The sequence below is a fragment of the Streptomyces sp. NPDC003036 genome (genome assembly GCF_040611175.1).
Taxonomy (GTDB): domain Bacteria; phylum Actinomycetota; class Actinomycetes; order Streptomycetales; family Streptomycetaceae; genus Streptomyces.
Genome location: NZ_JBEXNO010000028.1, coordinates 50,595 through 76,218, shown reverse-complemented (window position 1 = coordinate 76,218; position 25,624 = coordinate 50,595). Strand labels below are relative to the sequence as shown.

Genomic DNA, 25,624 nt, shown 5'->3' with positions numbered 1-25,624 from the left:
CTGTCGAACGAGTCGGCGTCAGGCCAGGTCACGCCGGGCGGCGATCTTCGCCGACAGGGCGAAGATGTCGATGAAGCCCTGCGCCTTCGACTGGTCGAAGGTGTCGCCGGTGTCGTACGTGGCGAGGTTGAAGTCGTACAGCGCCTGCTCCGACTTCCGGCCGGTGACGACGGCGCGGCCGCCGTGCAGGGTCATCCGGATGTCGCCGGAGACGTGCTGGTTGGCCTCGTCGATGAAGCCGTCCAGGGCCCGCTTGAGCGGGGAGAACCAGAGGCCGTCGTAGACGAGCTCGCCCCAGCGCTGCTCGACCTGCCGCTTGTAGCGCGCCAGCTCGCGCTCGACGGTGACGTTCTCCAGCTCCTGGTGGGCGGTGATCAGGGCGATCGCGCCGGGGGCCTCGTAGACCTCGCGGGACTTGATGCCGACGAGACGGTCCTCGACCATGTCGATCCGGCCGATGCCCTGGGCGCCGGCGCGCTCGTTGAGCTGCTGGATGGCCTGGAGGACGGTGACGGGCTTGCCGTCGATGGCGACCGGGACGCCTTCCTTGAAGGTGATGACGACCTCGTCGGCCTCGCGCGGGGTGGCGGGGTTCGAGGTGTACTCGTAGATGTCCTCGATCGGCGCGTTCCAGATGTCCTCGAGGAAGCCGGTCTCGATGGCGCGGCCGAAGACGTTCTGGTCGATGGAGTACGGGGACTTCTTGGTGGTGGCGATCGGCAGCTCCGCCTTCTCGGCGAAGGCGATGGCCTTGTCCCGGGTCATCGCGTAGTCCCGGACCGGGGCGATGCACTTCAGGTCGGGGCCGAGGGCCTGGATGCCGGCCTCGAAGCGGACCTGGTCGTTGCCCTTGCCGGTGCAGCCGTGCGCGACGATGCCGGCGTTGTGCTTCTTCGCGGCGGCGACCAGGTGCTTGACGATCGCGGGGCGGGACAGGGCCGAGACCAGCGGGTAGCGGTCCATGTACAGCGCGTTGGCCTTGATCGCCGGGAGGCAGTACTCGTCGGCGAACTCGTCCTTGGCGTCCGCGACCTCCGCCTCGACCGCACCACAGGCGAGCGCGCGCTTGCGAATGACGTCCAGGTCCTCGCCGCCCTGGCCGACGTCCACGGCGACGGCGATGACCTCGGCACCCGTCTCCTCGGCGATCCAGCCGATGGCGACGGAGGTGTCCAGTCCGCCCGAGTAGGCGAGTACGACGCGCTCGGTCACGGGTTTCTCCTTACAGTGCATGCGGTGATGGGTATAAGTATGCAGGGGTCCGTATGATTCGTCAATCTCGACCCCCGGGGGTGACGCGGGCCACATCAAGGCAGGGCGCCGCATCGGGGACCTGAGCGTCAGCGGATCGCCCTGGCCCGCGCCCTGCTGACGCGGCCCGGCTGCTGCTGCTCGACGAGCCGACGGCGCACCTGGACGCGGTGAGCGAGGAGGCGCTGCGCCGTTCGATCCGGCGCGTGTCGCGCGAGTGCGCGCTGCTGGTCATCGCGCACCGGTTACTCCACGATCCGGGCGGCGGACGTCATCGTCGCCCCGGAGGGCGGACGGGCCGTCGCGGCGGGCACGCACGACGAGTTGCCGTCCGCGAGCGACCATTATCGTTTTCTGTCCCGGGGGCAACGGGTGAGTCGATAATGAGCCCATGGGACAACGATATGAACGCATCGAAGGCCGGATACGCGACTTCATCGAACAGCAGCCGGTCTTCTTCACCGCCACCGCCCCGCTGACGGGCGACGGCCATGTCAGCCTCTCCCCCAAGGGCCGCAAGGGCACCCTGGTCGTCATCGACGAACTGACGGTCGCCTACCTGGACTTCGGCGGCAGCGGCGCCGAGACCATCGCCCACCTGCGCGAGGAGGGCAACGGCCGGATCACGCTGATGTGGTGTGCGTTCAGCGGTCCCCCGAAGGTGCTGCGGGTGCACGGGACGGGCGAGGCGGTCTTCCGGGACGATCCGCGCTGGGCGGAGTACATCCCGTACTTCAAGGATGTTGACGGCCCGTCGGCCCGCGCCGTCATCGTCGTCCGCGCGAAGCGGATCAGCGACGCGTGCGGCTTCGCCGTGCCGTACATGGACTACCGCGAGGAACGCACCCAGCACGCCGAGCACTTCGGCCGCAAGACGGACGAGGAGTTCGCGGCGTACTGCGAGAAGAAGGACCATGTCGGTGTGAGCCTGGACGGCCTGCCGGCGCTGCCGTTGCCCCTGCCGCCGCGCGCGGACGTGGTCTGACGGCCGGCCGGTACGATCACGGGGCTCTGTTCGGGGGGGAGAGACCATGGCGGAAACCCGCGTCGCGCTGCTCATCGGAGTGGCGTCCACACCGGACGCCGAGCACAGGTTCGGCCGCCTCGAAGAAGCGGTCGCCGCCGACCAGCGGGCTCTGGGCGACTCGCTCCGAGCCGCCGGTTACGCGGTCGAGACGCTGCCCCACGCGACCCGGGCCGAGATCACCACCACCATCCACGAGGTGTCCCGGCGTGTACCGCCCGACGGCACCCTCCTGATCCACTTCTCCGGGCACGGCATCCGGGTCGGTGACACCGACTACCTCGTCCCGGCCGACGCCCGCGCGCCGCACACGGCCGGCGACGCGTGGCGGCAGCCGTACCTCGACACGCTCGTCCCGGCCGACATCAGCCCGTCTCTCGCCGCCTCCGCGGCCGGAACGGTGCTCTGGCTGATCGACGCGTGCCGCAGCGGCGACGCCGACGGCACGGAGCCGTTCGGCAGCCGCATCCTCAGAGGCCAGCCCTCGGGCCGCTTCGCGGTGATGACCGCGTGCGGCCCCGCTCAGCAGGCCGGGTTCACGGCCGAGGGCAGCTTCTTCACCCTCGCCCTCGCGGAGGCCCTCGGCCCCCTGACCCGGGCACGCACCGTCCAGGAGGTGTACGAGGCGGCCAAGCAGCGCACCGTGCGGATGGCCCGCCGGCGGGCGGGAGCACGCCAGGAGCCGCAGGTCTATTACGGCACCGAGCTGAGCGAGGAGGCCCGTACCGCGGTCGTCTGCGAAGGGCGGCCGCTGCTGGACGCCTGGCGCAGTGCCGTGGTGGACACCGCCCTGTGGGAACGGGTCACCGACCGGGAAGGGCTCGGCGTGCGGGCGCTCCAGGAGCACCTGGCCACGCTGGCCGAGACCTGCGCCTCCGTGGTCCACCTCGCCCAGAAGCGCATGCCGGACCCCTGGGCGGACGACGCCTTCCCCGTCCGGCTCCTGCGGGACCGGCTGCCGGGGCTGCTGCACAAGGCGGTGAGGCTCGACCCCGTCGAAGCCGCCGCGCTGATCGCCGCGCCGTTCCTGTACGAGGCGGCCCGGGCCCGGCTGCTGAGCCAGGCGCGGGACATCAAGGCGTACACGGTGTGGCGCCGGGAGGACGGCGACGCCTGGCGCAGGCACTACGAACAGGTGGCCGAGCACCATCCGCACATCGCGCAGAAGGTGTCGGCGTGCTGGTTGAACGGTTCGCGCGAGGAGGCCATGAGTGTGGCGCTCTGGCTGGTGCACCGGTGGATCGAGGAGCGGTTCGAGACCGACGAGGACCCCGTCCCGGACGTGGAGGCCGGACCGTTCGCCGCGGCCCTGATGGGCGGGCAGGGTGACGGGGGCGGCCGGGCGCCCGCACTGTCGGCGGCTCTGCGGGCGGTCGCCGCGGGCATCGCCGTCGGTGCTCCCGAGGAGGACCCGCCGGGCCTCGCCTCCGGCCGGATCCTGCTGCCCGGCGGACACCAGACCTTGCGCCTGCGCGAACTGGCGGGGCTGCTGCGCCTCGCCGCCGTCCTCGCGCTCGATGCCCGCACCCTGCCCGACGTCATCGCCGAACACCTCGCCGTCTCGGACCCGGTCCTGCCGCAGGACGTGGTCGACGGCGTACGGCGAGCGGCATGGGACACCGATGACCACGGCGCCCACCTGGACCTGGAGTGCTCCCATCCCGCACTCCACGCCGCGCTCGCGGGCGTCGTCGAGCACGCGGACGAGCTCGCGCGCGCCCTGAGGGAGTCCGCGCAGCAGCTGCCGCCGTCGCGCGCCGACCTGCTGGCCGGGGTACCGGCCCGGGTGACGGACCGGGGGCTGCGGCCCTCCGGGGACAACGGCCGCAACGCCTACGACGTCCCGCTGCTGCGTTTCACTCTCGCGCAGACCGAGGTACGGGACCTCCTCATGGGAGAGCGGCTCTACGAGGGCGAGTCGGCGCTGGCCGTGCGGGAGCTGTACCAGAACGCCATGGACGCCTGCCGCTACCGGGCGATGCGCTGGCGCTACCTGGACAGCAGGGGCAGCGCACCGGCGAGGTGGTCGGGCCGCATCTCGCTCACCGAGGGCGAGGACGAGCGCGGGCGCTACATCGAGTGCCTGGACAACGGTGTGGGCATGAGTGTGGAGCAGCTGAAGAGCACCTTCACGCAAGCCGGCCGCCGGTTCGGGCAGACACGTTCGTTCCGGCAGGAGCAGGCCGCCTGGCTGCGGCACGACCAGCGCCTGCGGCTCTACCCCAACAGCCGTTTCGGCATCGGCGTGTTCAGCTATTTCATGCTGGCCGACGAGATGTCCATCGTCACGAGGCCCGTCGCCCCCGACGGCTCGGTGGCGGGCAGGGGCCTGAGGGTCGACATCTCCAGCAGCGGCAGCCTGTTCCGGATCCAGGAGTGCGGCCGCGGGGAGGGGGGCTGCGCCGAGGGCGGGACACGCGTGCGGCTGTATCTGCGCGACTCCGCCCGGGCGGTGTCGTGTCTGGCCACGCTGCGCGAACTCGTGCTGGTCAGCGAGTTCGACCTGCGGGTGTCCGACGCGTCCGGACGGGAGCGGCACTGGCGCGCGGGAGAGCTCCAGCCGCCGGCCGAGGCCGACGGCACCTGGGCGGTGGAGGCCGTTCCCGGTGTGCTGTGGTGGGTGGCCGACGGCGGTGCGGTGCTGTGCGACGGGATCCGCACGGACAAGAAGCCGTTCGGGTACGTACTCAACCTCACCGGGCCGCACGCCGGTGAGCTGAGCGTCAACCGCAAGAAGCTCCAGTCGTACGACCACCGTTGGGCGACGGCGATGTGGCGGGAAGGTGCCGGCGCGCTGGCGTCGTCGTCGGGGCTGTCGTTCGAGTGGCTGTGGACCCTGGAGAGCCGGAACCCCTCCGCGGCCCGGCAGCTCTGGCGGGACTGGCAGGGCAAGGGTCTGCGGATGGACGCGTGGGGCGCGCCGAAGGACCTCGACACCGTCGGCTGGTTCCACTGGGACGCGAACGTCATGAGGAGCAGTCCCGCGCCGTACCGGAACGAGAGCCGCTGGGCCTACACCAGGGCATGGCGGGCGGCTGCCCTCGGCAACCGCCATCTGGCACGCCAGGAGCCCGCTCCGGCGTCGCTGGCGGGGTACCCCGTGCCGGAGCCCGGCTGGGCGGGCATCGTGTCGGCGGTCACGCAGGACTGGCGTACGGCAGTGGCGGCGGCGTACGCACAGGGCGTCACCGTGGCCGCGGTGCTGCGGGCGGCACGCGCCCTGCGCGTCGCCCATCCGCGGCTGGCGCCGCCGGCCGTGCGCCGGCCCGGGGACCTGGAGTGGGTGCCCGACAAGCGTGACTCCCAGGTCATGGAAGGCTTGCTGGGGCCGGAGGCCGAACCCTGGCAGAAGCGCGAGGGCAACGACTACCGCCACTCCCCCGACGACCTCGGTGGCCTCGTCCGGGCCTCCGCCGCCGCGTACCTCCCCCTCGGCGACCTGGCGCGGGCGGCCGAGCGCTACGCGCCCTTCCTGCGGGCACCAATCGCCGCCGTACCGGAGCACCATGAACGGCACGTGTGCGACAACGGCGATCTCCAGATCCTCTACCTGGAGGAGAAGGGCGAATGGCGTCGGACACGGTGGCCGTGGGACGTGGTGCGCATCGCGCGCCGACTGCGCCTCGATCCGCACTCCGTACGGGAACGCCTGGCGCTCTTCGACTGGTTGGGATGGACGGCTCCCAGCGAGCGGTCCGTCGAGCGGTGGGATCGCCTTCCGTTCGACATCCTGAACGTGGTCGTGGACTACCTGCACACCACCGACGACGGGGGCGTGGAGCTGGCCTGGGGAGCGACCGTCGAGCTCGCGGCGCAGTGGGAGGTCTCCCTGCGCAAGGCGGAGAAGGAACTGTCGCGCTGGGCCGCGCTCCTGGGCCTGCGCCACACGCGGCGCTACCGGAAAGGGACCGGCAAGGGCGTCTATGTGGAGGCGGACACCGCCATGCTCCTGAGCAGCGCCTATGCCTGCGGCATCCGGCCCGAGAACGGGCTGACGCTGCGCGACCTGGCGTACGCACGGCCCCATGACATGGACTGGGAGGTGCTGTCGTACGCGGTCGAGGAGCTGCAAACCGCCGGACTGGATGTTCCCCCAGCCGGCGCCCTGCTGCGGTCATGGACTGACCTGCCGCTGACGGATCAGTACCTGTTCTCGGGTCAGGACACGTCGTTCGACGCGGCCGACTACCCCGTCCTGCCCACCGGGGACGTGCTCTACTCCGCCGCCCTCCTGCTGAGGTCGTCCCTGGGCAAGACGTGGAAGCGGGCCCGGCGGTGTGCGAAGGGCCTCGGCCTCACCGTGCCTCCGCTGCCGGCGGAACTGGCGGACCTGCGCCCCGGCCGTGAGGAGGCGGGTGCCCTGCTGGGGTGGGGCGACGACGATGACGACCCCCTGCGCGACGGCGAGTGGTTCGAGCCGCCGCGGTGGGCACCGCTGACGGCCGACAGGCTCGCCGAGTACGCCCGCGCGCTCCACATCGGGCCCCGCGACGCCTACCGCCGCCTGTCGCGGCTGAGGCCCATCGGAGCGCTCGTGCCGGAGCTGTCCGAGGAGGAGGTGGGGTGCCTTCCCGGGGAGAGGCCGGAGGCCGAGGACCACTGGGCGCTCAAGCCCGAACTCCGCGTCTCCGCTGCGGGGTCCCCGCTCGTACCGCTCGACCTGGTCGGTATCGCGGCGCGGCTCGGCGAGGACGTGCGTCACACCTGGCGGCGCGTGTCGCCGTACCTCTGCATGGAGGAGACGCCCCGCCTGCCCGGATGGCCCGAGCCGACCGTGCCGGAGGTGCTGCCCCTGTGGCAGGACCTGATCCTGCTGTCCGCGCACGGGGACGGCATGCTGCCCGCCCTGCACGGGCCCGTGAGCGCGCACCAGGTGCGCTTCGCCGCCCACACCACCGGCGAGACCGAGGCGTGGGTGAGGGAACGCCTGCGCCTGTACGCACCGCTGTTCGAGCTGAACCTGGAGGACGAGGTTGACTGACCACCCCGCCGCGCACGACGTCGGCCTTCCGTACCTGGAGACCGACATGGGGCGTGCCGTGACACCCCTCTCCCAGCGCACCACGGCGGACGGCCTGCGCATGGTGGTCGAGGGCGTCTGCCCACGCTGTTACGGGCCCACGGTCACCGAGTATCCGTACGGCCTGCCCGGTGTGGGTACGAAGAGCCCATGGCCCTTCCGGGCCCGCGCGGTGGACCGTGCCCCCGATCTCCTCGCCGACGAGGTCCACTTCTGCGAGTGCGGCCATCCGCATCCGTCCCTGCCCTCGGACGCCGCCTTCGTCGGTTGCGGTGCGAGCTGGCGGTCGGCCGGCGCGGCAGCGGCCGCGGACGGCGGCTCGTGAGTACGCGGTCGGACCGGCGCTGGGCGGAGCTGGCGCGGGAGCTCGAGTTCACCCAGCTTCCCGAGCTGCGCCGCCAGGCCGAGGGCTGGAGGAACGGGCTGGCGGGTCTGACGGCCCTGCTCGCCGTCCTCACGGTGGTCAAGGGGCAGGACCAGCTGTCCGGGCTGCCCGCCGCCACCGGTCGGTGGGCGGCCGGACTGGCCGCGGCGGCCTTCGCGGCGCTGGTGTGCGGCGCCCTGCTCGCCGTGCGGGCCGCGCACGGGCGCCCGGGGAAGCGGATCGTTCTCAGCGGCCAGAATCTTCGCCGCTGGACGGCGGCCGAAGTCGTCCGCGTCACCCGCTCGCTGCGGTGGGCCGCCGTGTGCTGCGTCTCGGGGCTGGCGCTCGCCGCCGGGGCCACCGGAGTGGTGTGGACGGCGGCCGCCGCGCCGCCGGGGCATCCCGTGCGGGTCACCACGCCGTCGGCCGAGCTGTGCGGCGATCTGGTGAAGGCGGATCGCGCCGGTGTCGTGGTGCGGACCGGGCGGGGCGCCGCGAAGGCGCTCCACACCGTTCCGCACACGGCCCTGGTGTCCCTCACCCCGGTCAGCGGTTGCTGACCGGGGCCGTTGCCGACCGGGCCCCCGCCCCCTACCGCTCCTTCTGCGCCAGCCGCAGCAGATGGTCCGCGAGCGCCTGGCCGCCCGACGGGTCGCGGGAGATGAGGAGCAGGGTGTCGTCGCCCGCGATGGTGCCGAGGACCGCGTGGAGCTCGGCCTGGTCGATCGCGGAGGCGAGGAACTGGGCCGCGCCCGGCGGGGTGCGCAGCACCACCAGGTTGGCGGAGGCCTCGGCGGAGATCAGCAGTTCGGCGGAGAGGCGCCGCATGCGCTCCTCCTTGGCGGACTCGCCGAGGGGCGCCTGCGGGGTGCGGAAGCCGCCCTCGCTGGGGACCGCGTAGATCAGTTCGCCGCCCGTGTTGCGGATCTTCACCGCGCCGAGCTCGTCAAGGTCGCGGGAGAGCGTCGCCTGGGTGACGCTCAGCCCGTCGTCCGCGAGGAGCTTCGCCAGCTGGCTCTGGGAGCGGACCGGCTGCCGGTTGAGGATGTCCACGATCCGGCGGTGGCGTGCGGTGCGCGTCTGCGGAACGGACGGCCCGCCGTGCTCGTTGTCCTGGGCCTCGCTCATCGTCGTCTCATTCTCCGGATCGTCCGTCCCCGTTGGCACTTGCGTCGAGGGCGCCGGGCAGGGCCCGGAGGAAGGCGTCCACCACGTCGTCGCCGATGATCAGCGGGGGCATGAGCCGTACGACATCGGGGGCGGGCGCGTTCACCAGGAGGCCGGCGTCCTGAGCCGCCTGCTGCACCCGCGGTGCGAGGGGCTCGGTGAGCACGATACCCAGCAGGAGGCCGGCACCACGGACGTGGGAGACCAGCGGGTGGCCCAGGGCCTCGATTCCGTCGCGCAGCTTCTCGCCGACGCGCTTGACCTGGTCGAGGGCCCCGTCGGCCGCGAGGGTGTCGATCACGGCGAGTCCGGCGGCGCAGGCGACGGGGTTGCCGCCGAAGGTGGTGCCGTGGTGTCCGGGCTTCAGCAGGTCGGCCGCAGGCCCGAAGGCGACGGTCGCTCCGAGGGGCAGGCCGCCGCCGAGGCCCTTGGCGAGGGTGACGATGTCCGGGTCGACGCCGTGCGCCTGGTGCTCAAACCAGTGGCCGCACCGGCCGATGCCCGTCTGCACCTCGTCGAGGACGAGGAGCGTGCCGGTGGCGCGGGTGATCTCCCGGGCCGCCTTCAGGTAGCCGGCGGGCGGGACGACGACGCCGTTCTCGCCCTGGATGGGCTCGATGACGACGAACGCCGTCTCCTCGGTGACGGCTTCGCGCAGCGCGTCGGCGTCTCCGTACGGCACGTGGGTGACGTCGCCGGGCAGCGGCAGGAACGGCTGCTGCTTGGCGGGCTGGCCGGTGAGGGCGAGCGAGCCCATGGTGCGGCCGTGGAAGCCGCCGTCGGTGGCGACCATGTGGGTGCGCCCGGTCAGCCGGCCGATCTTGAAGACGGCTTCGTTGGCCTCGGCGCCGGAGTTGCAGAAGAAGACCCGGCCGGGCCGGCCGAAGAGCTGGAGCAGCCGCTCGGCGAGCGCGACGGGCGGCTCGGCGACGAAGAGGTTGGAGACGTGGCCGAGGGACGCGATCTGCGTGGAGACGGCGTCCACGATCGCGGGGTGGGCGTGGCCGAGGGCGTTGACGGCGATGCCGCCGACGAAGTCGAGGTACTCGGTCCCGTCGGCGTCCCAGACCTTCGCGCCCTCACCGCGTACGAGAGGGAGCCGGGGCGTGCCGTAGTTGTCCATCAGCGCGCCCTGCCACCGCTGGGTCAGCTGCTCGTTCGCGGTCATGACTCCCCCTGTCCGTCCGGCACGACCATCGTGCCGATGCCCTCGTCGGTGAAGATCTCCAGCAGGATGGAGTGCTGCACGCGGCCGTCGATGACGCGCGCGGTCGTCACGCCGTTGCGTACGGCGTGGAGGCAGCCCTCCATCTTGGGGACCATGCCGCTGGAGAGCTCGGGCAGCAGCTTCTCCAGCTGGGTGGCGGTGAGCCGGCTGATGACCTCGTCGGAGTGGGGCCAGTCCTCGTACAGGCCCTCGACATCGGTCAGGACCATCAGCGTCTCGGCGCCCAGCGCCGCAGCGAGTGCCGCAGCCGCCGTATCAGCATTGACGTTGTAGACATGTCCGTCGTCCTGGGAACGGGCGATCGACGAGACGACCGGGATGCGGCCGTCGGCGAGCAGGGCCTCGATGGCGCCGGTGTCGATCCCGGTGATCTCCCCGACGCGCCCGATGTCGACGAGCTCACCGTCGATGCGCGGCTGGTGCTTGGTGGCGGTGATGGTGTGGGCGTCCTCGCCGGTGAGGCCGACGGCGAGTGGGCCGTGCTGGTTGAGCAGCCCGACGAGCTCGCGCTGGACCTGTCCGGCCAGGACCATCCGTACGACGTCCATCGCGTCCTCGGTGGTGACCCGGAGGCCCGCCTTGAACTCGCTGACGATGCCGTGACGGTCGAGCGCGGCGCTGATCTGCGGGCCGCCGCCGTGCACGACGACCGGCTTGAGGCCGGCGTGGTGCAGGAAGACGACGTCCTGGGCGAAGGCGGCTTTCAGGTCCTCGTCGATCATGGCGTTGCCGCCGAACTTGATGACGACGGTCTTGCCGCGGTGGCGGGTCAGCCAGGGCAGCGCCTCGATGAGGATCTGGGCCTTGGGCAGGGCGGTGTGCTTACGGGTGCTCATGAGTCCTCAGGAGGAGTACGCGCTGTTCTCGTGGACGTAGTCGGCGGTGAGGTCGTTGGTCCAGATGACGGCGGACTCGGACCCGGCGGCGAGGTCGGCGGTGATCGTCACCTCGCGGTAGCGCATGTCGACGAGGTCGCGGTCCTCGCCGACCGAGCCGTTCTTGCAGACCCAGACGCCGTTGATGGCGACGTTGAGCCGGTCCGGCTCGAAGGCGGCCTTGGTGGTGCCGATGGCGGACAGGACGCGGCCCCAGTTGGGGTCCTCGCCGTGGATGGCGCACTTGAGGAGGTTGTTGCGGGCGATGGAGCGGCCCACCTCGACCGCGTCCTCCTCGCTCGCCGCGTTGATCACCTCGATACGGATGTCCTTGGACGCGCCCTCCGCGTCGCCGATGAGCTGCCGGCCGAGGTCGTCGCAGACGGTGCGTACGGCGTCGGCGAACTCCTCGTACGCGGGCGTCGTGCCGGAGGCGCCGGAGGCGAGGAGCAGGACGGTGTCGTTGGTGGACATGCAGCCGTCGGAGTCGACCCGGTCGAAGGTGACGCGGGTGGCGTCGCGCAGCGCCTTGTCGAGCGTCGGGGCGTCGAGGTCGGCGTCGGTGGTGAGGACGACGAGCATGGTGGCGAGGCCGGGGGCGAGCATGCCCGCGCCCTTGGCCATGCCGCCGACGGTCCAGCCGTCCTTGGTCACCACGGACGTCTTGTGGACGGTGTCGGTCGTCTTGATCGCGATGGCGGCCTTCTCGCCGCCGTGCTCGCTGAGCGCCTCGGCGGCCTTCTCGACACCGGGCAGCAGCTTGTCCATGGGCAGGAGTACGCCGATGAGGCCGGTCGACGCGACGGCGACCTCGCCCGCGCCGATGCCAAGACCCCTCTCATTCAAGACGGCGGCGACCTTCTCGGCGGTGGCGTGGGTGTCCTGGAAGCCCTGCGGGCCGGTGCAGGCATTGGCGCCGCCGGAGTTGAGGACGACGGCGGTCAGCTCGCCGCTCTTCAGGACCTGCTCGGACCACTGGACGGGCGCGGCCTTGACGCGGTTGGAGGTGAAGACGCCCGCGGCGGCGCGGCGGGGCCCGGTGTTGACCACGAGGGCCAGGTCCGGGTTGCCGTTCTGCTTGATCCCGGCGGCGATGCCCGCCGCCGTGAATCCCTTCGCTGCCGTGACGCTCACGGTGCCACTCCGATCGTGGAAAGTCCGGTTTCCTCCGGGAAACCGAGGGCGATGTTCATGCTCTGCACCGCGCCGCCGGCGGTGCCCTTGGTGAGGTTGTCGATGGCGCTGATCGCGATGACGCGGCCGGCCGTCTCGTCGTACGCGACCTGGACCTGGACGGCGTTCGAGCCGTAGACGGAGGCGGTCGCGGGCCACTGCCCCTCCGGGAGGAGGTGGACGAACGGCTCGTCGGCGTACGCCTTCTCGTACGCGGCGCGTACGTCCTCGGCCGTGGTGCCCGGCTTCGCCTTGGCGCTGCAGGTGGCGAGGATGCCGCGGGCCATGGGGGCGAGGGTCGGGGTGAAGGAGACGGTGACCTTCTCGCCCGCCACACCGCTGAGGTTCTGGCTCATCTCGGGGGTGTGCCGGTGCCCGCCGCCCACGCCGTACGGGGACATGGAGCCCATGACCTCGGAGCCGAGCAGGTGCGGCTTGAGCGCCTTGCCCGCGCCGGAGGTGCCGGTGGCCGCGACGATCACGGCGTCCGGCTCGACGAGCCCGCTGCCGTACGCCGGAAAGAGCGCGAGCGATACGGCGGTGGGGTAACAGCCGGGCACCGCGACGCGCCGGGACCCCTCCAGCGCGGCGCGGGCGCCCGGCAGCTCGGGAAGACCGTAGGGCCAGGTTCCGGCGTGCGGGGAGCCGTAGAACTTCTCCCAGTCGGCGGCGTCCTCCAGCCGGAAGTCGGCGCCCATGTCGACGACGAGGACGTCGTCGCCGAGCTGCTCGGCGACGGCGGCGGACTGCCCGTGCGGCAGCGCCAGGAACACGACGTCATGCCCGGCGAGGACCTCCGCGGTGGTCGGCTCCAGCACCCGGTCGGCGAGCGGCAGCAGGTGCGGCTGGAGCCCGCCGAAGCGCTGGCCGGCGTTGGAGTTGCCGGTCAGGGCGCCGATCTCGACGCGGGGGTGGGCGAGAAGCAGGCGGAGGAGCTCTCCGCCCGCGTATCCGCTCGCGCCCGCCACTGCTGCTCGTACTGCCATCGGTCCTCCTCGGTGATGGCATGACTATACGCAGCTATGCAGCTTTATGCAAAGGAGTCCCGCCGGCCGTCCCGCTCAGGCCCCGACGTACGCCGCGAGGTGCTCGCCGGTGAGGGTGGAGCGGGCGGCGACGAGGTCGGCGGGGGCGCCTTCGAAGACGATCCGGCCGCCGTCGTGGCCGGCGCCCGGGCCGAGGTCGATGATCCAGTCGGCGTGCGCCATGACCGCCTGGTGGTGCTCGATGACGATGACCGACTTGCCGGAGTCGACAAGCCGGTCGAGAAGGCCGAGCAGCTGCTCGACGTCGGCGAGGTGGAGGCCGGTGGTCGGCTCGTCGAGGACGTACACACCGCCCTTCTCCGCCATGTGCGTGGCGAGCTTGAGCCGCTGCCGCTCGCCGCCGGAGAGCGTGGTGAGCGGCTGGCCCAGGGTGAGGTAGCCGAGCCCGACGTCGGCGAGCCGCGTCAGGATCTTGTGGGCCGCCGGGGTGCGCGCCTCGCCGGCGCCGAAGAACTCCTCGGCCTCGGTCACCGACATCGCGAGCACCTCGCTGATGTCCCGGCCGCCGAGGTGGTGGTCGAGGACGGAGGCCTGGAACCGCTTGCCCTCGCACTCCTCGCAGACGGTGGCGACGCCCGCCATCATCGCCAGGTCGGTGTAGATGACGCCGGCGCCGTTGCAGGTGGGGCAGGCGCCTTCGCTGTTGGCGCTGAAGAGCGCCGGCTTGACGCCGTTGGCCTTGGCGAAGGCCTTGCGGATGGGGTCGAGCAGCCCGGTGTACGTCGCCGGGTTGCTGCGCCGCGAGCCGCGGATCGGGGTCTGGTCGATGGAGACCACGCCGTCGTCCGGGCGGATCGACCCGTGGATGAGGGAGCTCTTGCCGGAGCCGGCCACGCCCGTGACCACGCAGAGCACCCCGAGCGGGACGTCGACGTCGACACCCCGCAGGTTGTTCGTCGTCGCGCCGCGGATCTCCAGCGTGCCGGTGGGCTTGCGCACCGCCTCCTTGAGGGCGGCCCGGTCGTCGAGATGGCGGCCGGTGACGGTGTCGGCGGCCCGCAGCCCCTCTACGGTGCCCTCGAAGCAGACCGTGCCGCCCGCCGTGCCGGCGCCGGGGCCGAGGTCGACGACGTGGTCGGCGATGGCGATCACCTCGGGCTTGTGCTCCACGACGAGCACGGTGTTGCCCTTGTCGCGCAACCGCAGCAGCAGGTCGTTCATCCGCTGGATGTCATGGGGGTGCAGGCCCGCGGTCGGCTCGTCGAAGACGTAGGTGACGTCGGTGAGCGAGGAGCCGAGGTGGCGGATCATCTTGACCCGCTGCGCCTCACCGCCCGACAGCGTGCCCGACGGCCGGTCGAGCGAGAGGTAGCCGAGACCGATCTCCACGAAGGAGTCCAGGGTCTGCCGCAGCGAGGCGAGCAGCGGCGCCGCCGAGGGCTCGTCGAGGTCGCGGACCCATGCGGCGAGGTCGCTGATCTGCATCGCGCAGGCGTCGGCGATGCTGATGCCACCGATCTTGGAGGACCGGGCCGCCTCGGTGAGCCGGGTGCCGTCGCAGTCGGGGCAGGTGGTGAAGGTGACGGCCCGGTCCACGAACGCCCGGATGTGCGGCTGGAGCGCCTCCCGGTCCTTGGACAGCATCGACTTGCGGAGCTTCGGGATCAGCCCCTCGTAGGTGAGGTTGATGCCCTCGACCTTGATCTTGGTCGGCTCCTTGTGGAGGAGGGCGTCCAGCTCCTTCTCGGTGAAGTCGCGGATCGGCTTGTCGGGGTCGAAGAAGCCGCAGCCGCTGTAGATGCGGCCGTACCAGCCGTCCACGGTGTAGCCGGGGATGGTGAGCGCGCCCTCGTTGAGCGACTTGGTGTCGTCGTACAGCTGGGTCAGGTCGACGTCGGAGACCCTGCCCATGCCCTCGCAGCGCGGGCACATGCCGCCGGTGATCTTGAAGTCGCGCCGCTCCTTCGTCGTCTTCCCGCCGCGTTCGAAGGTGACCGCGCCCGCTCCGCTGATGGAGGCGACGTTGAAGGAGAAGGCCTGCGGCGAGCCGATGTGCGGGCGGCCGAGCCGGCTGAAGAGGATGCGCAGCATCGCGTGGGCGTCGGTGACGGTGCCCACCGTGGAGCGGGGGTTGGCGCCCATCCGCTGCTGGTCGACAATGATCGCGGTCGTCAGGCCTTCGAGTACGTCGACGTCGGGCCGCGCCAGCGTCGGCATGAAGCCCTGGACGAAGGCGCTGTAGGTCTCGTTGATCAGCCGCTGCGACTCCGCGGCGATCGTGTCGAACACCAGCGAGCTCTTGCCCGAACCGGAGACTCCGGTGAACACCGTCAGCCGGCGCTTGGGGATCTCCAGGCTGACGTCCTTGAGGTTGTTCACGCGCGCGCCGTGCACGCGGATCAGGTCGTGGCTGTCGGCGGTGTGCGGCGGCACGGGCGACTGCGTGTCCGTCGTCGTGGCCATGCTCATCGTCTCTCCCTCTGCGGGCGGGGCCGGTGTCTCTGTGCGGCCGATGCGGCCGGCGATCTTGCGGCGTCGGGGAAGTATCCCTCCTGCCGGGGAGCGCGACCACCGCCGGCCGCGTTCCCCGGTGGAACGGCCGAGTCGCTTGCCCCGCCGGGGAGTTGGAGCGCTCCGCGGCGGGGGCCGGACCCGGCCGAGGTCGGCCCTTACCGCGGCCTGCGGGGCCGCCCTTACCGCTTGCGGGGCTGGTTGAAGCGGAGCATGTTGCCGGCCGGGTCGCGGAAGGCGCAGTCGCGCACGCCGTACGGCTGGTCGATCGGCTCCTGCAGCACCTCGCCGCCGGCGGCCCGGACGCGTTCGAAGGTGGCGTCGCAGTCGTCGGTGGTGAAGATCACGCCGCGCAGCATGCCCTTGGCCAGCAGTTCGGCCATCGCCTGCCGGTCGGCGGGCGAGGCGTTGGGGTCGGCGAGCGGCGGCTCCAGAACGATCTCCACGTCCGGCTGCGCGGGCGAGCCGACGGTCACCCAGCGCATCCCCTCGAACGCGACGTCGTTGCGCACCTCGAAGCCGAGGACGTCGCGGTAGAAGGCGAGCGCCTTGTCATGGTCGTCGACGGCGATGAAGCACTGGGAGAGTTTGATGTCCATGCCCTCGACGCTACGAGGCGGCGGCGGCTTCCGCTTCTCCGATCCTGACCGATCCCTCTCCGGCCCCGGCTGGTTGTTCCCCGGCCCCGACCGGTTCACGGTTCCGGTTCCTGGCCGGTCGGGTGAGGACCTTGGCGACGCACGCCGGGATCCCGGCACCGGCCTCGTGGGGGCGGGCCCGGTAGGCGCTCGGGCTCTCGCCCACGAGCTCGGTGAAGCGCGAGCTGAACGAGCCGAGCGAGGTACATCCCACCGCGAAACAGACCTCGGTCACGCTCATGTCGCCCCGCCGCAGCAGCGCCTTCGCCCGCTCGATGCGGCGGGTCATCAGGTAGTTGTAGGGCGTCTCCCCGAACGCGGCGCGGAAGCTGCGCGAGAAGTGCCCGGCCGACATGTGGGCGACCCTGGCCAGCGCGGGCACGTCCAGCGGCTGCGCGTAGTCGCGGTCCATCACGTCCCGGGCACGTCGCAGCCGTACCAGATCATCCAGGGTCGCCATACGCACCAGCATGGCACGCGGCCGGGGCACCGGGGCGGGCGAGGCGTCGTGGACCTTGACGAGTGGGCATGCGCCCACTAAAGGTGGGCACATGCCCACTCCACCGGAGCGAGGTCGCTCCTCCGCGCACGAGCCTCACCGACACCGCCGGGTGGCCGAGTCGTTCGGCACGGACGCCGAGCGCTACGACCGGGCCCGGCCCCGCTATCCCCAGGCCCTGGTGGAGCGGATCGTCGCCGGCAGCCCGGGCCCCGGCGTCCTCGACGTCGGGTGTGGTACCGGCATCGCCGCCCGGCAGTTCCAGGAGGCCGGCTGCCGGGTCCTCGGGGTCGAGCCCGACCCGCGTATGGCCGACCGGGCGCGGCGGCTGGGAACCGAGGTGGAGGTGGCGACGTTCGAGGCGTGGGATCCGGCGGGCCGGGCCTTCGACGCGGTCGTCGCCGGCCAGGCCTGGCACTGGATCGACCCCGCCGCGGGAGCGGCCCAGGCCGCGCGCGTGCTGCGCCCCGGCGGGCTGCTGGCCCCGTTCTGGAGCGCCTTCGAGTTCCCGCCCGACCTGGCCGAAGCCGTCGCCGAGGTCTGCCGGCGGGCGCTGCCCGACGCGCCGTTCGACCCCCACGCGATGGCGCGGGGCGCCCTGGACGCGTACCGGACGGTCTTCGCCAAGGCGGCCGACGGCATGCGCGAGGCGGGCGGCTTCGGCGCCCCGGAGCAGTGGCGCTTCGACTGGGAGTGGTCCTACACGCGGGACGCGTGGCTGGATCAGATGCCCACCCAGGGCGCCTTCACCCGCCTCCCGCCGGACAAGCTGGCGGAGGTCCTGGAGGGTGTCGGGGCCGCCATCGACGCGCGGGGCGGCGGCTTCACGATGCGTTACGTCACGGTGGCGGTCACCGCGGTGCGCGGCGAGGCCGGAATCCGAGGCGGGGCCGGAACTCGAGGCGGGGCCTGATGCCGACGGGAGTGGCCCTCCGCGACCCCCGCGAGCAGCTGTTCGACGCCGCCGAGCGCGTCCTGCTCCGGGACGGGCCGAACGCGCTGACCAGCCGGGCGGTCACCACGGAGGCGGGCTGCGCCAAGGGCGTCCTGCACCGGCACTTCGCCGACTTCGACGACTTCCTCGCCGAGCTCGTACGCGACCGGGTCCGGCGCATCGACGACCAGGCCGGGGCCCTGCGCGCCTGCGCCGGGAGCGGTTCGGTCACCGACAACCTCACCGGCGCGCTGACGGGCCTGTTCCGGTCGGTCGCCGTGTCCATCGTCGCCCTCGTCATCTCCCGCGACGAGCTGCGCGCCCGGCTGCGCCGGGACGGGCCGGCCGGCGTCCCGGTCCTGGCGGAAGCCGCCGCGATGATCGCCTCGTACCTGACCGCCGAGCGGGAACGGGGCCGCGTCGACGCCGACGCCGACGTCGACACCCTGGCTCCCACGCTCATCGGCGCCGTGCACCTGCTGTTCGCCGACCGGGAAGGCGCGCCGCCGGAGGACGGAGCCGTCGCCAAGGTCGTGACCGCGGTCCTCGCCGGCGCCGTACGCCGGTGAGGGCGCCCGACCGGCTCAGTACCCGGCCGGGCGGACCAGGCCCGTCTCGTACGCGAAGACCGCCGCCTGTGTGCGGTCGCGCAGGCCCAGTTTGACGAGGATCCGGCCGACGTGGGTCTTCACGGTCTGCTCGGCGACGACCAGACGCTCGGCGATCTCCGCGTTGGACAGGCCCTGCGCGATCAGCGCCAGCACTTCGGTCTCGCGCTCCGTCAGGTCGCCGGCGCGGCCCTGGCGCGGGGTGCGGACGGTGGCGGTGCGGGTCACGCGGGCGAACTCGGCGATGAGCCGCTTGGTGATGTTCGGCGCGAGCAGTGCCTCGCCCCCGGCCACGACCCGTACCGCCTGGGCGAGTTCGTCGGCCGACGCGTCCTTGAGGAGGAAGCCGGAGGCGCCCGCGCGCAGCGCCTCGTACACGTACTCGTCGAGGTCGAAGGTGGTCAGGACCAGGACGCGCGCGGTGGCGCCGGGTGCCGCGGTGATGCGGCGCGTGGCCTCGATGCCGCCGAGGCCGGGCATGCGGATGTCCATCAGGACGACGTCCGGGGCGAGTTCGGCGACCTTGGCGACGGCGTCGAGACCGTCCACGGCCTGGCCGGCGACCTCGATGCCCGGTTCGGCGTTGAGCAGCACCGTGAAGCCCTGGCGGACCATCATCTGGTCGTCGGCGATCAGGACGCGGATGGGGGTCGTCATACGGGGTCCTCGGTGGTCGGGTTCGTCGCGTGCGCCGGCAGGACCGCGGTCACCTCGTAACCGCCGTCCGGGGTGGGCCCGGTGGCGAGGTCGCCGCCGAGCATCGCCGTGCGCTCCCGCATGCCGAGCAGTCCGTGACCGGTGCCCGGCGAGGGCTGGGCGGGGTGGAGCGGCGGGGTGTTGGTGACGCGGACGGTGAGCCCGGAGGGGTGGTACCCCGTCTCCACGCGCACCTCCGCCCCGGGCGCGTGCCGCATCACGTTGCTGAGCGCCTCCTGCACGATACGGAACGCCGACAGCTCGACGCCCGGCGGCAGCGGACGCGGGGTTCCGGTGGTGCGGGCCGTGACGGTGACACCGGCGCCGCGCACGCCCGCGACGAGCTCGTCCAGCTGGGCGAGGGTCGGCTGCGGGGCGTGGCGCGCGCCCTCGGCGAGGGCCTCCTCGGAGCGCAGGACGCCGAGGACGCGGCGGAGTTCGGTGAGGGCCTCGACGGCGTTCTGCCGGATGCCGGCGAGGTTCTCGCGCAGCTCGTCGGACGGGTCGGCGACGAGGTGCGGGGCGACCTGCGCCTGGATGGAGATGACCGACATGTGGTGGGCGACCACGTCGTGCAGCTCGCGCGCGATCCGGTGGCGCTCCTCCAGCAGGGTGCGCCGGGCCCGTTCCCCGGCGGTGAGCTCCGCCTGGGCGACCAGTTCGGTACGGGCCACCTGGCGGCCGCGCAGGGCCGAGCCGAGCACGGTCGTGCCCACGAGGACCGGCACGGCCAGGCTGACACTCCCGAGGTGGTATCCGGAGCCCACGGCGTCCAGCAGCAGAAGGAGGCCCGCCAGGAGGGTGAGGACCAGTGCCGTGGCCGCGGCCCGCAGCCGCACCCGCAGGGCGAGCAGGAACAGCACGCCCGCCTGCACCACCAGCCCGCCGGACGTCCAGGGGTACGGCACCCCCGCGTGGGCCGGGAGCGGGCCCGGTATCCAGGAGTGCGGGGCGACGGCGCCGTCGGCCACCGGCTGCGTGGCCATGATCATGACGAGTGTCGCCGCCCACCAGGCCGGGACGGGGAAGTACAGCCCGGCGATGAGCGCCGCAGCCTGGACGGAGGCGAGCAGCAGGCCCAGCCCGTCGCCCAGTCCGTAGTCCTCGCCGTACTCCTCGGTGCCCAGGATGACCAGCGTCCCGGCGATCAGCATCAGCGGCACCACGAGCGCGGGCCGCCAGTCGAGCCAGCGCGGGGCCCGGGCACCCGGCAGTCCTTCCGGGTCCGCCGTCAGCAGGTCCTCGCGCAGGGCGCGCAGCACCGCACGCGGGCCCTTCGCCCAGCGCTCCCCCATGATCCCCCTCGTCACAGGGCTCACCCTAAAGCGTGTCTTGCCGGTCACGCCGCGCCTCCCTCTCCCGCGCGGGGCCGCCCACGCGCACCACTCGGCTCGCGCCCGGACCCGAGCGCCTGCCGGAGCCCTGTTCGTACGTGCGGAACGCCACCCGGCACACCAGCAGCGCCGCCGCGAACAGCGGCAGCCAGGCGAGGCGGGCCAGGATCCAGCCGGCGCCGTCCGGCACGGTGTGCAGCCCGGGAAGGGGCCCGTCCGCGAGCAGGCCGAGCGCGGTGACGGCCATCATCGCGGTCTGGTGCCAGAGGAAGACGGTCATCGCGGAGAGGTTCACCAGCGCCACGGCCGCCCACGCCGCGGGCCGCCTCAGCACCCGCCGCAGCGGGCGCGTCAGCAACAGCGCCGCACCGCACTGGGCGAGGCCGAAGGTGACGGCGGCGAGCGTCGGCGGGTTGAGGTTGGAGACCGCGGCGCCGGGCACACCGGCCATGGACGCCGGGTAGCCGGCGAACAGGACGAGACCGGCGGTGGCGGCGGCGCCGACGGCGAGCAGCGCCCATCCCGTCGTACGCCCCGGCAGGCCGTGCCGCGCCCAGAGCGTGCCCAGGCAGTACGGCACCAGCCAGCCGGCCGCCACGTTGGCCCAGCCGAGCGCGTCCGGGCCGCCGAGGCCGAAGCGCGCCAGGTCGACGTGGAGCACGACGGCGAGCGGCCACAGCGGGTGCAGCCGCGCGACCAGCGGGGTGGCCGCCGTCAGCGCCGCGAAGACGAGCAGGAACCACAGGGGCGACAGCACCAGCTTGAGCAGGGCGCGTACGGTCCCGTCGCCCGCCCCGGCGGCCAGCATCGCGACCGCCGCCACGGCCCACACCGCCACCACGGGGACCACCGGCCGGGACAACCGGACCAGGCGCGCGCCGAGCCACCGCCGGTACGGCGTGCCCCCGGCGCGCGCCGCGGCGTGGCTCCGCGCGGCCACGTACCCGCCGACCAGGAAGAAGACGGCGAGGGTCTGCAACAGCCAGGAGACGGGGGCGAGGTGGGGCAGGTACGACAGCGGGCTGGTGGCGCGGACCGTGCCGCTGTCGGCGACGAGGGCCGTCACCAGCCAGTGCCCGAGGACCACGCCGAGGATGGCGAGCGCGCGCAGGGCGTCGACGGCGCGGTCGCGGCCGGGCGGGGTGGCGGCGTCGATCCGCCGGACGAGCTCACGCATCGGGAACCTCCCCGGAGACGATGCGGGCGAGGGTGCGCAGGGGTGCGGAACCGGGTGCGAGGTAGTCGCTGTGGCCGCCCGCTCCCGCGTCGAAGACGCGCGCGCCGAACTCCGGCGACACCGGATCGGTCCCGAACCCGACGGTGGTGAGGAACGGGACCCGGAGCCGTACGTGCGGCACGTCGGCGATCCAGTCGGCGGCGCCCCGGCCCGCCCAGACGGTGGCCGTCGTGCGCAGCTGCCGGGCGGTGCCGGTGCGGCCCGTGCCCGGGCTGCCGTACAGGACGATGTCGGCGACGGGCAGGCCCGGGGCCGCGTCGGCGCAGACGACGGAGCCGTACGAGTGGCAGAGCAGCGAGATCCGGGCGGCGGGCTTGGCCCGGGCCAACTCCCGCACGAAGGCGGCCAGTCGCGGCCCGGCGTCCGCGGCCCGGCCGTCCGTCAGGGCCTCGGGGCCCAGGGTGCGCGGCGTCGCGTAGCCGAGCCAGGCGACGACGGCCGCCCGGTCGCCCAGCTCGCGCTGGAGCGCCACGGCGCCGGCGTGGAAGCGCCCGTACGTATCGAGGCCGGTGTCGGCGCCCGGGACCAGGACCGCGACGCGGTCGGCGCGTGCCAGGTCCCCGACGACCTCGGCGGTGCGGCCGCCGTCGCGGCCGTCGAAGTGGAGGAAGCGGCGTGCCGGGTCCGCCATCGCGCGCAGCGCGGCGGCCCGCCGGCGGTCGCCGTGGCCGGCGGCCATGCGCTCGGCCGCGCGGAGGGAGGCGCGGTTCGCGGCGTACCGCGCGTCGAGCGTCCCGGGCGTGGTCGTGGCGGCCGTCAGCGGCGCGAGGCGGGGCGGGGCGGGCGCCGGGACGGCCGAGGGGCGGGCCGCGGCCGACACCGGCAGCGCCACCGAGGTGGTGAGGAGCGCGGCGAGCAGGGCGCGGCGCAGGCGGGACGCCATGGGCGGTCCTTCCATACCGGAGGGGCTGAGGAACTGAGGGGCTGTCGTGCGTGCTTCCGGTGCGGACGTTAGGGAGCGGGCCGGGTGATCCGCGTCCCACCAGGGAGGGCATCCGGGCGGTGGCTCTCAGGTATGACGGGTAGGGGGCGGGCCAACGCGACTGTGGGTTTCCTCTAACCCTGCACGGCCGGATTCCGTGGAGACACGCACCTGACCATGGATCGGCTCCCTGGCAGAGTGACAGGCGAAGTGATCTTGTTGTGCGATCTCAATAAAGGAGGGTGTGCCAGTGAGCGCTTACACAGGTGACGTGGTGGTGACGGGTCTGGGCGCCACCACCCCGCTCGGCGGAGACGCCGCCGCCACGTGGGCCGGGATGCTGGCCGGCCGGTCGGGGATCCGCCCGATCGAGGAGGAGTGGGCGGCCGGGCTACCGGTACGGATCGCGGGCCGGCTCGCGGTCGAGCCCACCGAGGTCCTGGACCGCGTCCAGGCCCGGCGCCTGGACCGCTGCGAGCAGGTCGCGCTCGTCGCCGCGCGGGAGGCGTGGGCCGACGCGGGGGCGCCGGAGGTCGAGCCGGAGCGGCTGGCCGTGGTGATCGGTACGGGCACGGGCGGGGCGCTGACCATGCTCGGCCAGGACGACGTGCTGGAGGCGTCCGGGGTCCGGCGGGTGTCCCCGCACACGGTGCCGATGCTGATGGCGAACGGCCCGGCCGCCTGGGTCAGCATCGAGCTCGGCGCCCGGGGCGGCGCGCACACCCCGGTCAGCGCTTGCGCGTCCGGCGCGGAGGCGATCGCCATGGGCCTGGACCTGATCCGGCTGGGCCGGGCGGACGTGGTGGTGGCGGGCGGCGCCGAGGCGTGCGTCTGCCCGCTGACGCTGGCCGGGTTCGCACAGGCCAGGGCCCACTCGACGCGCAACGACGCCCCGGAGCGGGCATCCCGGCCCTTCGACGTGGACCGGGACGGTTTCGTGATCGGCGAGGGGGCCGGGGTGGTCGTGCTGGAGCGCGCGGAGTTCGCCGCGGCGCGGGCGGCCCGCGCCCATGCGGCGCTCGCCGGGGCGGGCGTGACGTCGGACGCGTACCACATCACGGCCGCGCACCCGGAGGGCCAGGTGCGCGCGATGCGCATGGCGCTCGCGGCGGCGGGCCTGTCACCGCTGGACATCGGGCACGTCAACGCCCACGCGACCTCCACGCCCAAGGGCGACCTGGCGGAGGCGCGGTCAGTGGCCGAGGCCGTCGGCACGCACGCGGCCGTGACCGCGACGAAGTCGATGACGGGTCATCTCTTCGGCGCGGCGGGGGCGGTGGGCGCGCTGGCGGCGATCCTGGCGGTGCGCGACGGCGTCGTCCCGCCGACGGTGAACGTCGAGACGCTGGACCCGGAGGTGAAACTGGACGTCGTCACCGGGGAGCCGCGGCGGGGGCCGGTGGGCGCGGCGCTGACGAACGCGTTCGGCTTCGGCGGGCACAACGCCTCGCTGGTGTTCACGGCGGCGCCGTAAGGTCCGTGCCGAGGGCCCCGGGGGCGGGCGTTACCGCTTCGCCGCCCGCAGGACCACGAACTTCGGGCTGCCGGCGACGACCTGGCAGTTACCGAAGATCCGCCGCAGCGTCACGTGGTAGCCCAGGTGCCGGTTGCCGACGACCCACAGCTCGCCGCCGGGCCGCAGCGCGCGGCGGGCGTCCGTGAACATGCGCCGGGCCGTGCGGTCGGTGGTCGCCTGGTGGCTGTGGAAGGGCGGGTTGTTGAGGACGAGGTCCACGGAGTCCGCGGATACGTCCGCGAGCCCGTCGCCGACCACGAACTCCGCCTTCGTCCCGGCCGGGCCGCTCTCCCGGTACGTCTCCTCCGCCGACGCCACCGCCTGGTACGACTCGTCGGTGAAGAGCAGCTCCGCGTCCGGGTCGGCGAGAGCCATCGTGAGGCCGACGACGCCGTTGCCGCAGCCGAGGTCGACGACGCGGCGGCGGCCGGGACCCGCCGTCGGCAGGTGCCGGAGGAAGAAGCGCGTGCCGATGTCGAGGCGGTCGGCGCAGAAGACGCCGGCGTGGTTGACGACGGTCCGGCCGGCCACGGGGGCCGGGGCGTCGTCGGGCAGCGCGTACCGCAGCGGCCAGGGGCTCGGGGTGCGCGGCAGCGAGGGGTCCGGCGTGGAGAAGATCAGGCGGGCCTTCTTGACGGCCAGCGAGGTGCGGGTGGGGCCGACGAGCCGCTCGAAGAGCTGCAGCGTGGAGGTGTGGATCTCCTTGACCATGCCGGTGCCGACGACGACCGTGCCCGCGTGCAGCGCGGGGGCGAGGCGGTGCAGCTGGTCCTCCAGGAGCGCGAGGCTCCTGGGGACGCGGACGAGTAGCACGTCGACGCGGTCGGGCGGGGTGTCGCGCGTGGTGAGGAGCCGCACGGACGCCTCCTCGACACCGTTGCGGGCGAGGTTGGCGCGGGTGGCCTCGCGGGCGAGGAAGGAGTCGGTGATCTGTACGGGGGCGGGGCCGGTCCGTTCGGGGTGGAGCCCGGCGAGCGAGGTGACCAGCGCCCCCCACCGGTCGCCGACGACGGCCACGGTGCCGGAGAGGTCGGTGGACTCCTCCGCCAGGTGGCGCAGCAGGTACTCGTCGGCGGCGTCCCACGCGCGCAGCGGGTCGCGCGGGTCCTCGGGGAAGCGGGCGAGCTCGGCATCGCCCCAGGGCGTGGTCAGACGGTTCATCGTGACCTCAGGCTAGCCGCTCGCCCGCGGCCTACCGGCATCGGAGCGCCATCCAGTGCTCGGGCACGTCGAGGGGCCGGAAGCCGATCTTCTCGTACACGCCGTGCGCGTCCTCGGTGGCGAGCATGATGCGCTTGACGCCCAGCGGGGCGAAGTGGTCGCGGACCGCTTCGACGAGGGCGGTGCCCAGGCCCTTGCCGCGGGCGGCGCGGTCGACGTAGACGTCGCAGAGCCAGGCGAAGGTGGCGTGGTCGGTGACGGCGCGGGCGTAGCCGACGAGTTCACCCGAGTCGGTCTCGTAGAGGCCGAAGTTGAGCGATCCGTCGATCGCCCGGTCCTGCTTGTCGCGGCTGCGGCCGAGCGCCCAGTACGCGTCGGTCGACAGCCAGTGGTGGACGCGGGCGCGGTCGAGGCGGGCGGGGTCGGTGGAGATCTCGTACGCGTCCAGGGCGTTCGCCGTCAGGGGGTCCATGATCGGAC

22 protein-coding genes and 1 pseudogene are annotated in these 25,624 nt (G+C 73.1%); 8 read left to right on the top strand and 15 right to left on the bottom strand.

Annotated features, from left to right (window positions below):
* Window positions 1-18: 18 nt before the first annotated feature.
* Entirely contained in the window at window positions 19-1,212 is a 1,194-nt protein-coding gene (locus ABZX67_RS21405) for an argininosuccinate synthase (protein ID WP_355362461.1), read from the bottom strand.
* A 117-nt stretch (window positions 1,213-1,329) separates the two neighbouring features.
* Between ABZX67_RS21405 and ABZX67_RS21400 the strand changes: the two are divergent.
* From ABZX67_RS21400 to ABZX67_RS21380, 5 genes and pseudogenes are all read left to right on the top strand, one after another.
* Window positions 1,330-1,635, top strand: a pseudogene (locus ABZX67_RS21400) (ABC transporter ATP-binding protein); the annotation flags it as partial.
* Between the two features lie 7 nt (window positions 1,636-1,642).
* Window positions 1,643-2,236, top strand: a complete 594-nt coding sequence (locus ABZX67_RS21395; RefSeq protein WP_355362459.1) for a pyridoxamine 5'-phosphate oxidase family protein — start codon at window positions 1,643-1,645, stop codon at window positions 2,234-2,236.
* A gap of 46 nt (window positions 2,237-2,282) precedes the next feature.
* Window positions 2,283-7,256, top strand: coding sequence for a caspase family protein (locus ABZX67_RS21390; protein WP_355362457.1), 4,974 nt, complete (start codon window positions 2,283-2,285; stop codon window positions 7,254-7,256).
* Window positions 7,249-7,620 carry a hypothetical protein gene (locus tag ABZX67_RS21385; RefSeq protein ID WP_355362455.1) on the top strand — a complete coding sequence of 124 codons (372 nt, stop codon included), beginning with the start codon at window positions 7,249-7,251 and terminating at the stop codon, window positions 7,618-7,620. Before ABZX67_RS21390 ends, ABZX67_RS21385 begins: the two co-directional genes overlap by 8 nt.
* On the top strand, window positions 7,617-8,219 hold the full coding sequence (locus ABZX67_RS21380; RefSeq protein WP_355362453.1) for a hypothetical protein: 603 nt from the start codon (window positions 7,617-7,619) through the stop codon (window positions 8,217-8,219). Before ABZX67_RS21385 ends, ABZX67_RS21380 begins: the two co-directional genes overlap by 4 nt.
* A 31-nt stretch (window positions 8,220-8,250) precedes the next feature.
* Here ABZX67_RS21380 and ABZX67_RS21375 read toward each other — a convergent pair whose 3' ends face one another.
* The 8 genes from ABZX67_RS21375 to ABZX67_RS21340 form a co-directional block, all read right to left on the bottom strand.
* A complete protein-coding gene (locus tag ABZX67_RS21375) occupies window positions 8,251-8,787 on the bottom strand; it encodes an arginine repressor (RefSeq protein WP_355362451.1) in 537 nt (178 codons plus the stop codon).
* Between the two features lie 7 nt (window positions 8,788-8,794).
* Window positions 8,795-9,994: an acetylornithine transaminase gene (locus ABZX67_RS21370; protein ID WP_355362449.1), complete on the bottom strand. Its 1,200-nt coding sequence runs from the start codon at window positions 9,992-9,994 to the stop codon at window positions 8,795-8,797.
* On the bottom strand, window positions 9,991-10,890 hold the full coding sequence (argB, locus tag ABZX67_RS21365; RefSeq protein ID WP_355362447.1) for an acetylglutamate kinase: 900 nt from the start codon (window positions 10,888-10,890) through the stop codon (window positions 9,991-9,993). The genes ABZX67_RS21370 and argB overlap by 4 nt, the downstream gene beginning before the upstream one ends.
* A 6-nt stretch (window positions 10,891-10,896) precedes the next feature.
* Window positions 10,897-12,063, bottom strand: coding sequence for a bifunctional glutamate N-acetyltransferase/amino-acid acetyltransferase ArgJ (argJ, locus tag ABZX67_RS21360; protein ID WP_355362445.1), 1,167 nt, complete (start codon window positions 12,061-12,063; stop codon window positions 10,897-10,899).
* Window positions 12,060-13,088, bottom strand: a complete 1,029-nt coding sequence (gene argC, locus ABZX67_RS21355) for an N-acetyl-gamma-glutamyl-phosphate reductase (RefSeq protein ID WP_355362443.1) — start codon at window positions 13,086-13,088, stop codon at window positions 12,060-12,062. Before argC ends, argJ begins: the two co-directional genes overlap by 4 nt.
* 75 nt (window positions 13,089-13,163) lie before the next feature.
* Window positions 13,164-15,557, bottom strand: coding sequence for an excinuclease ABC subunit UvrA (locus ABZX67_RS21350; RefSeq protein WP_355362441.1), 2,394 nt, complete (start codon window positions 15,555-15,557; stop codon window positions 13,164-13,166).
* Between the two features lie 224 nt (window positions 15,558-15,781).
* Entirely contained in the window at window positions 15,782-16,198 is a 417-nt protein-coding gene (locus ABZX67_RS21345; RefSeq protein WP_355362439.1) for a VOC family protein, read from the bottom strand.
* A 10-nt stretch (window positions 16,199-16,208) separates the two neighbouring features.
* Window positions 16,209-16,697, bottom strand: a complete 489-nt coding sequence (locus ABZX67_RS21340) for a helix-turn-helix transcriptional regulator (protein WP_355362437.1) — start codon at window positions 16,695-16,697, stop codon at window positions 16,209-16,211.
* A gap of 91 nt (window positions 16,698-16,788) precedes the next feature.
* Between ABZX67_RS21340 and ABZX67_RS21335 the strand changes: the two genes are divergently transcribed.
* Both ABZX67_RS21335 and ABZX67_RS21330 read left to right on the top strand, forming a co-directional pair.
* Window positions 16,789-17,649, top strand: coding sequence for a class I SAM-dependent methyltransferase (locus ABZX67_RS21335; protein ID WP_355362435.1), 861 nt, complete (start codon window positions 16,789-16,791; stop codon window positions 17,647-17,649).
* Entirely contained in the window at window positions 17,649-18,239 is a 591-nt protein-coding gene (locus ABZX67_RS21330; RefSeq protein WP_355362433.1) for a TetR/AcrR family transcriptional regulator, read from the top strand. Before ABZX67_RS21335 ends, ABZX67_RS21330 begins: the two co-directional genes overlap by 1 nt.
* Before the next feature lie 15 nt (window positions 18,240-18,254).
* On the opposite strand, the gene ABZX67_RS21325 is transcribed toward ABZX67_RS21330, so the two are convergent.
* Genes ABZX67_RS21325 through ABZX67_RS21310 form a run of 4 tightly spaced genes read right to left on the bottom strand, consistent with a single transcriptional unit; the run spans window position 18,255 to window position 22,428 of the window.
* On the bottom strand, window positions 18,255-18,935 hold the full coding sequence (locus ABZX67_RS21325) for a response regulator transcription factor (protein ID WP_355362431.1): 681 nt from the start codon (window positions 18,933-18,935) through the stop codon (window positions 18,255-18,257).
* Entirely contained in the window at window positions 18,932-20,269 is a 1,338-nt protein-coding gene (locus tag ABZX67_RS21320) for a sensor histidine kinase (protein WP_355362505.1), read from the bottom strand. The genes ABZX67_RS21325 and ABZX67_RS21320 overlap by 4 nt, the downstream gene beginning before the upstream one ends.
* Window positions 20,270-20,294: 25 nt before the next feature.
* Window positions 20,295-21,485 (bottom strand): acyltransferase, encoded by a 1,191-nt coding sequence (locus tag ABZX67_RS21315; RefSeq protein ID WP_355362429.1) that lies wholly within the window; start codon window positions 21,483-21,485, stop codon window positions 20,295-20,297.
* Window positions 21,478-22,428, bottom strand: a complete 951-nt coding sequence (locus ABZX67_RS21310; RefSeq protein ID WP_355362427.1) for an alpha/beta hydrolase — start codon at window positions 22,426-22,428, stop codon at window positions 21,478-21,480. The genes ABZX67_RS21315 and ABZX67_RS21310 overlap by 8 nt, the downstream gene beginning before the upstream one ends.
* Window positions 22,429-22,717: 289 nt before the next feature.
* Between ABZX67_RS21310 and ABZX67_RS21305 the strand changes: the two genes are divergently transcribed.
* Entirely contained in the window at window positions 22,718-23,941 is a 1,224-nt protein-coding gene (locus ABZX67_RS21305) for a beta-ketoacyl-ACP synthase II (protein ID WP_355362425.1), read from the top strand.
* A gap of 30 nt (window positions 23,942-23,971) precedes the next feature.
* Here the strand turns inward: ABZX67_RS21305 and ABZX67_RS21300 are convergent, their stop codons facing one another.
* Together ABZX67_RS21300 and ABZX67_RS21295 are read right to left on the bottom strand one after the other, a co-directional pair.
* Entirely contained in the window at window positions 23,972-25,144 is a 1,173-nt protein-coding gene (locus ABZX67_RS21300; protein ID WP_355362423.1) for a methyltransferase, read from the bottom strand.
* Window positions 25,145-25,175: 31 nt separating this feature from the next.
* Entirely contained in the window at window positions 25,176-25,616 is a 441-nt protein-coding gene (locus tag ABZX67_RS21295; protein ID WP_355362421.1) for a GNAT family N-acetyltransferase, read from the bottom strand.
* Window positions 25,617-25,624 lie beyond the last annotated feature (8 nt).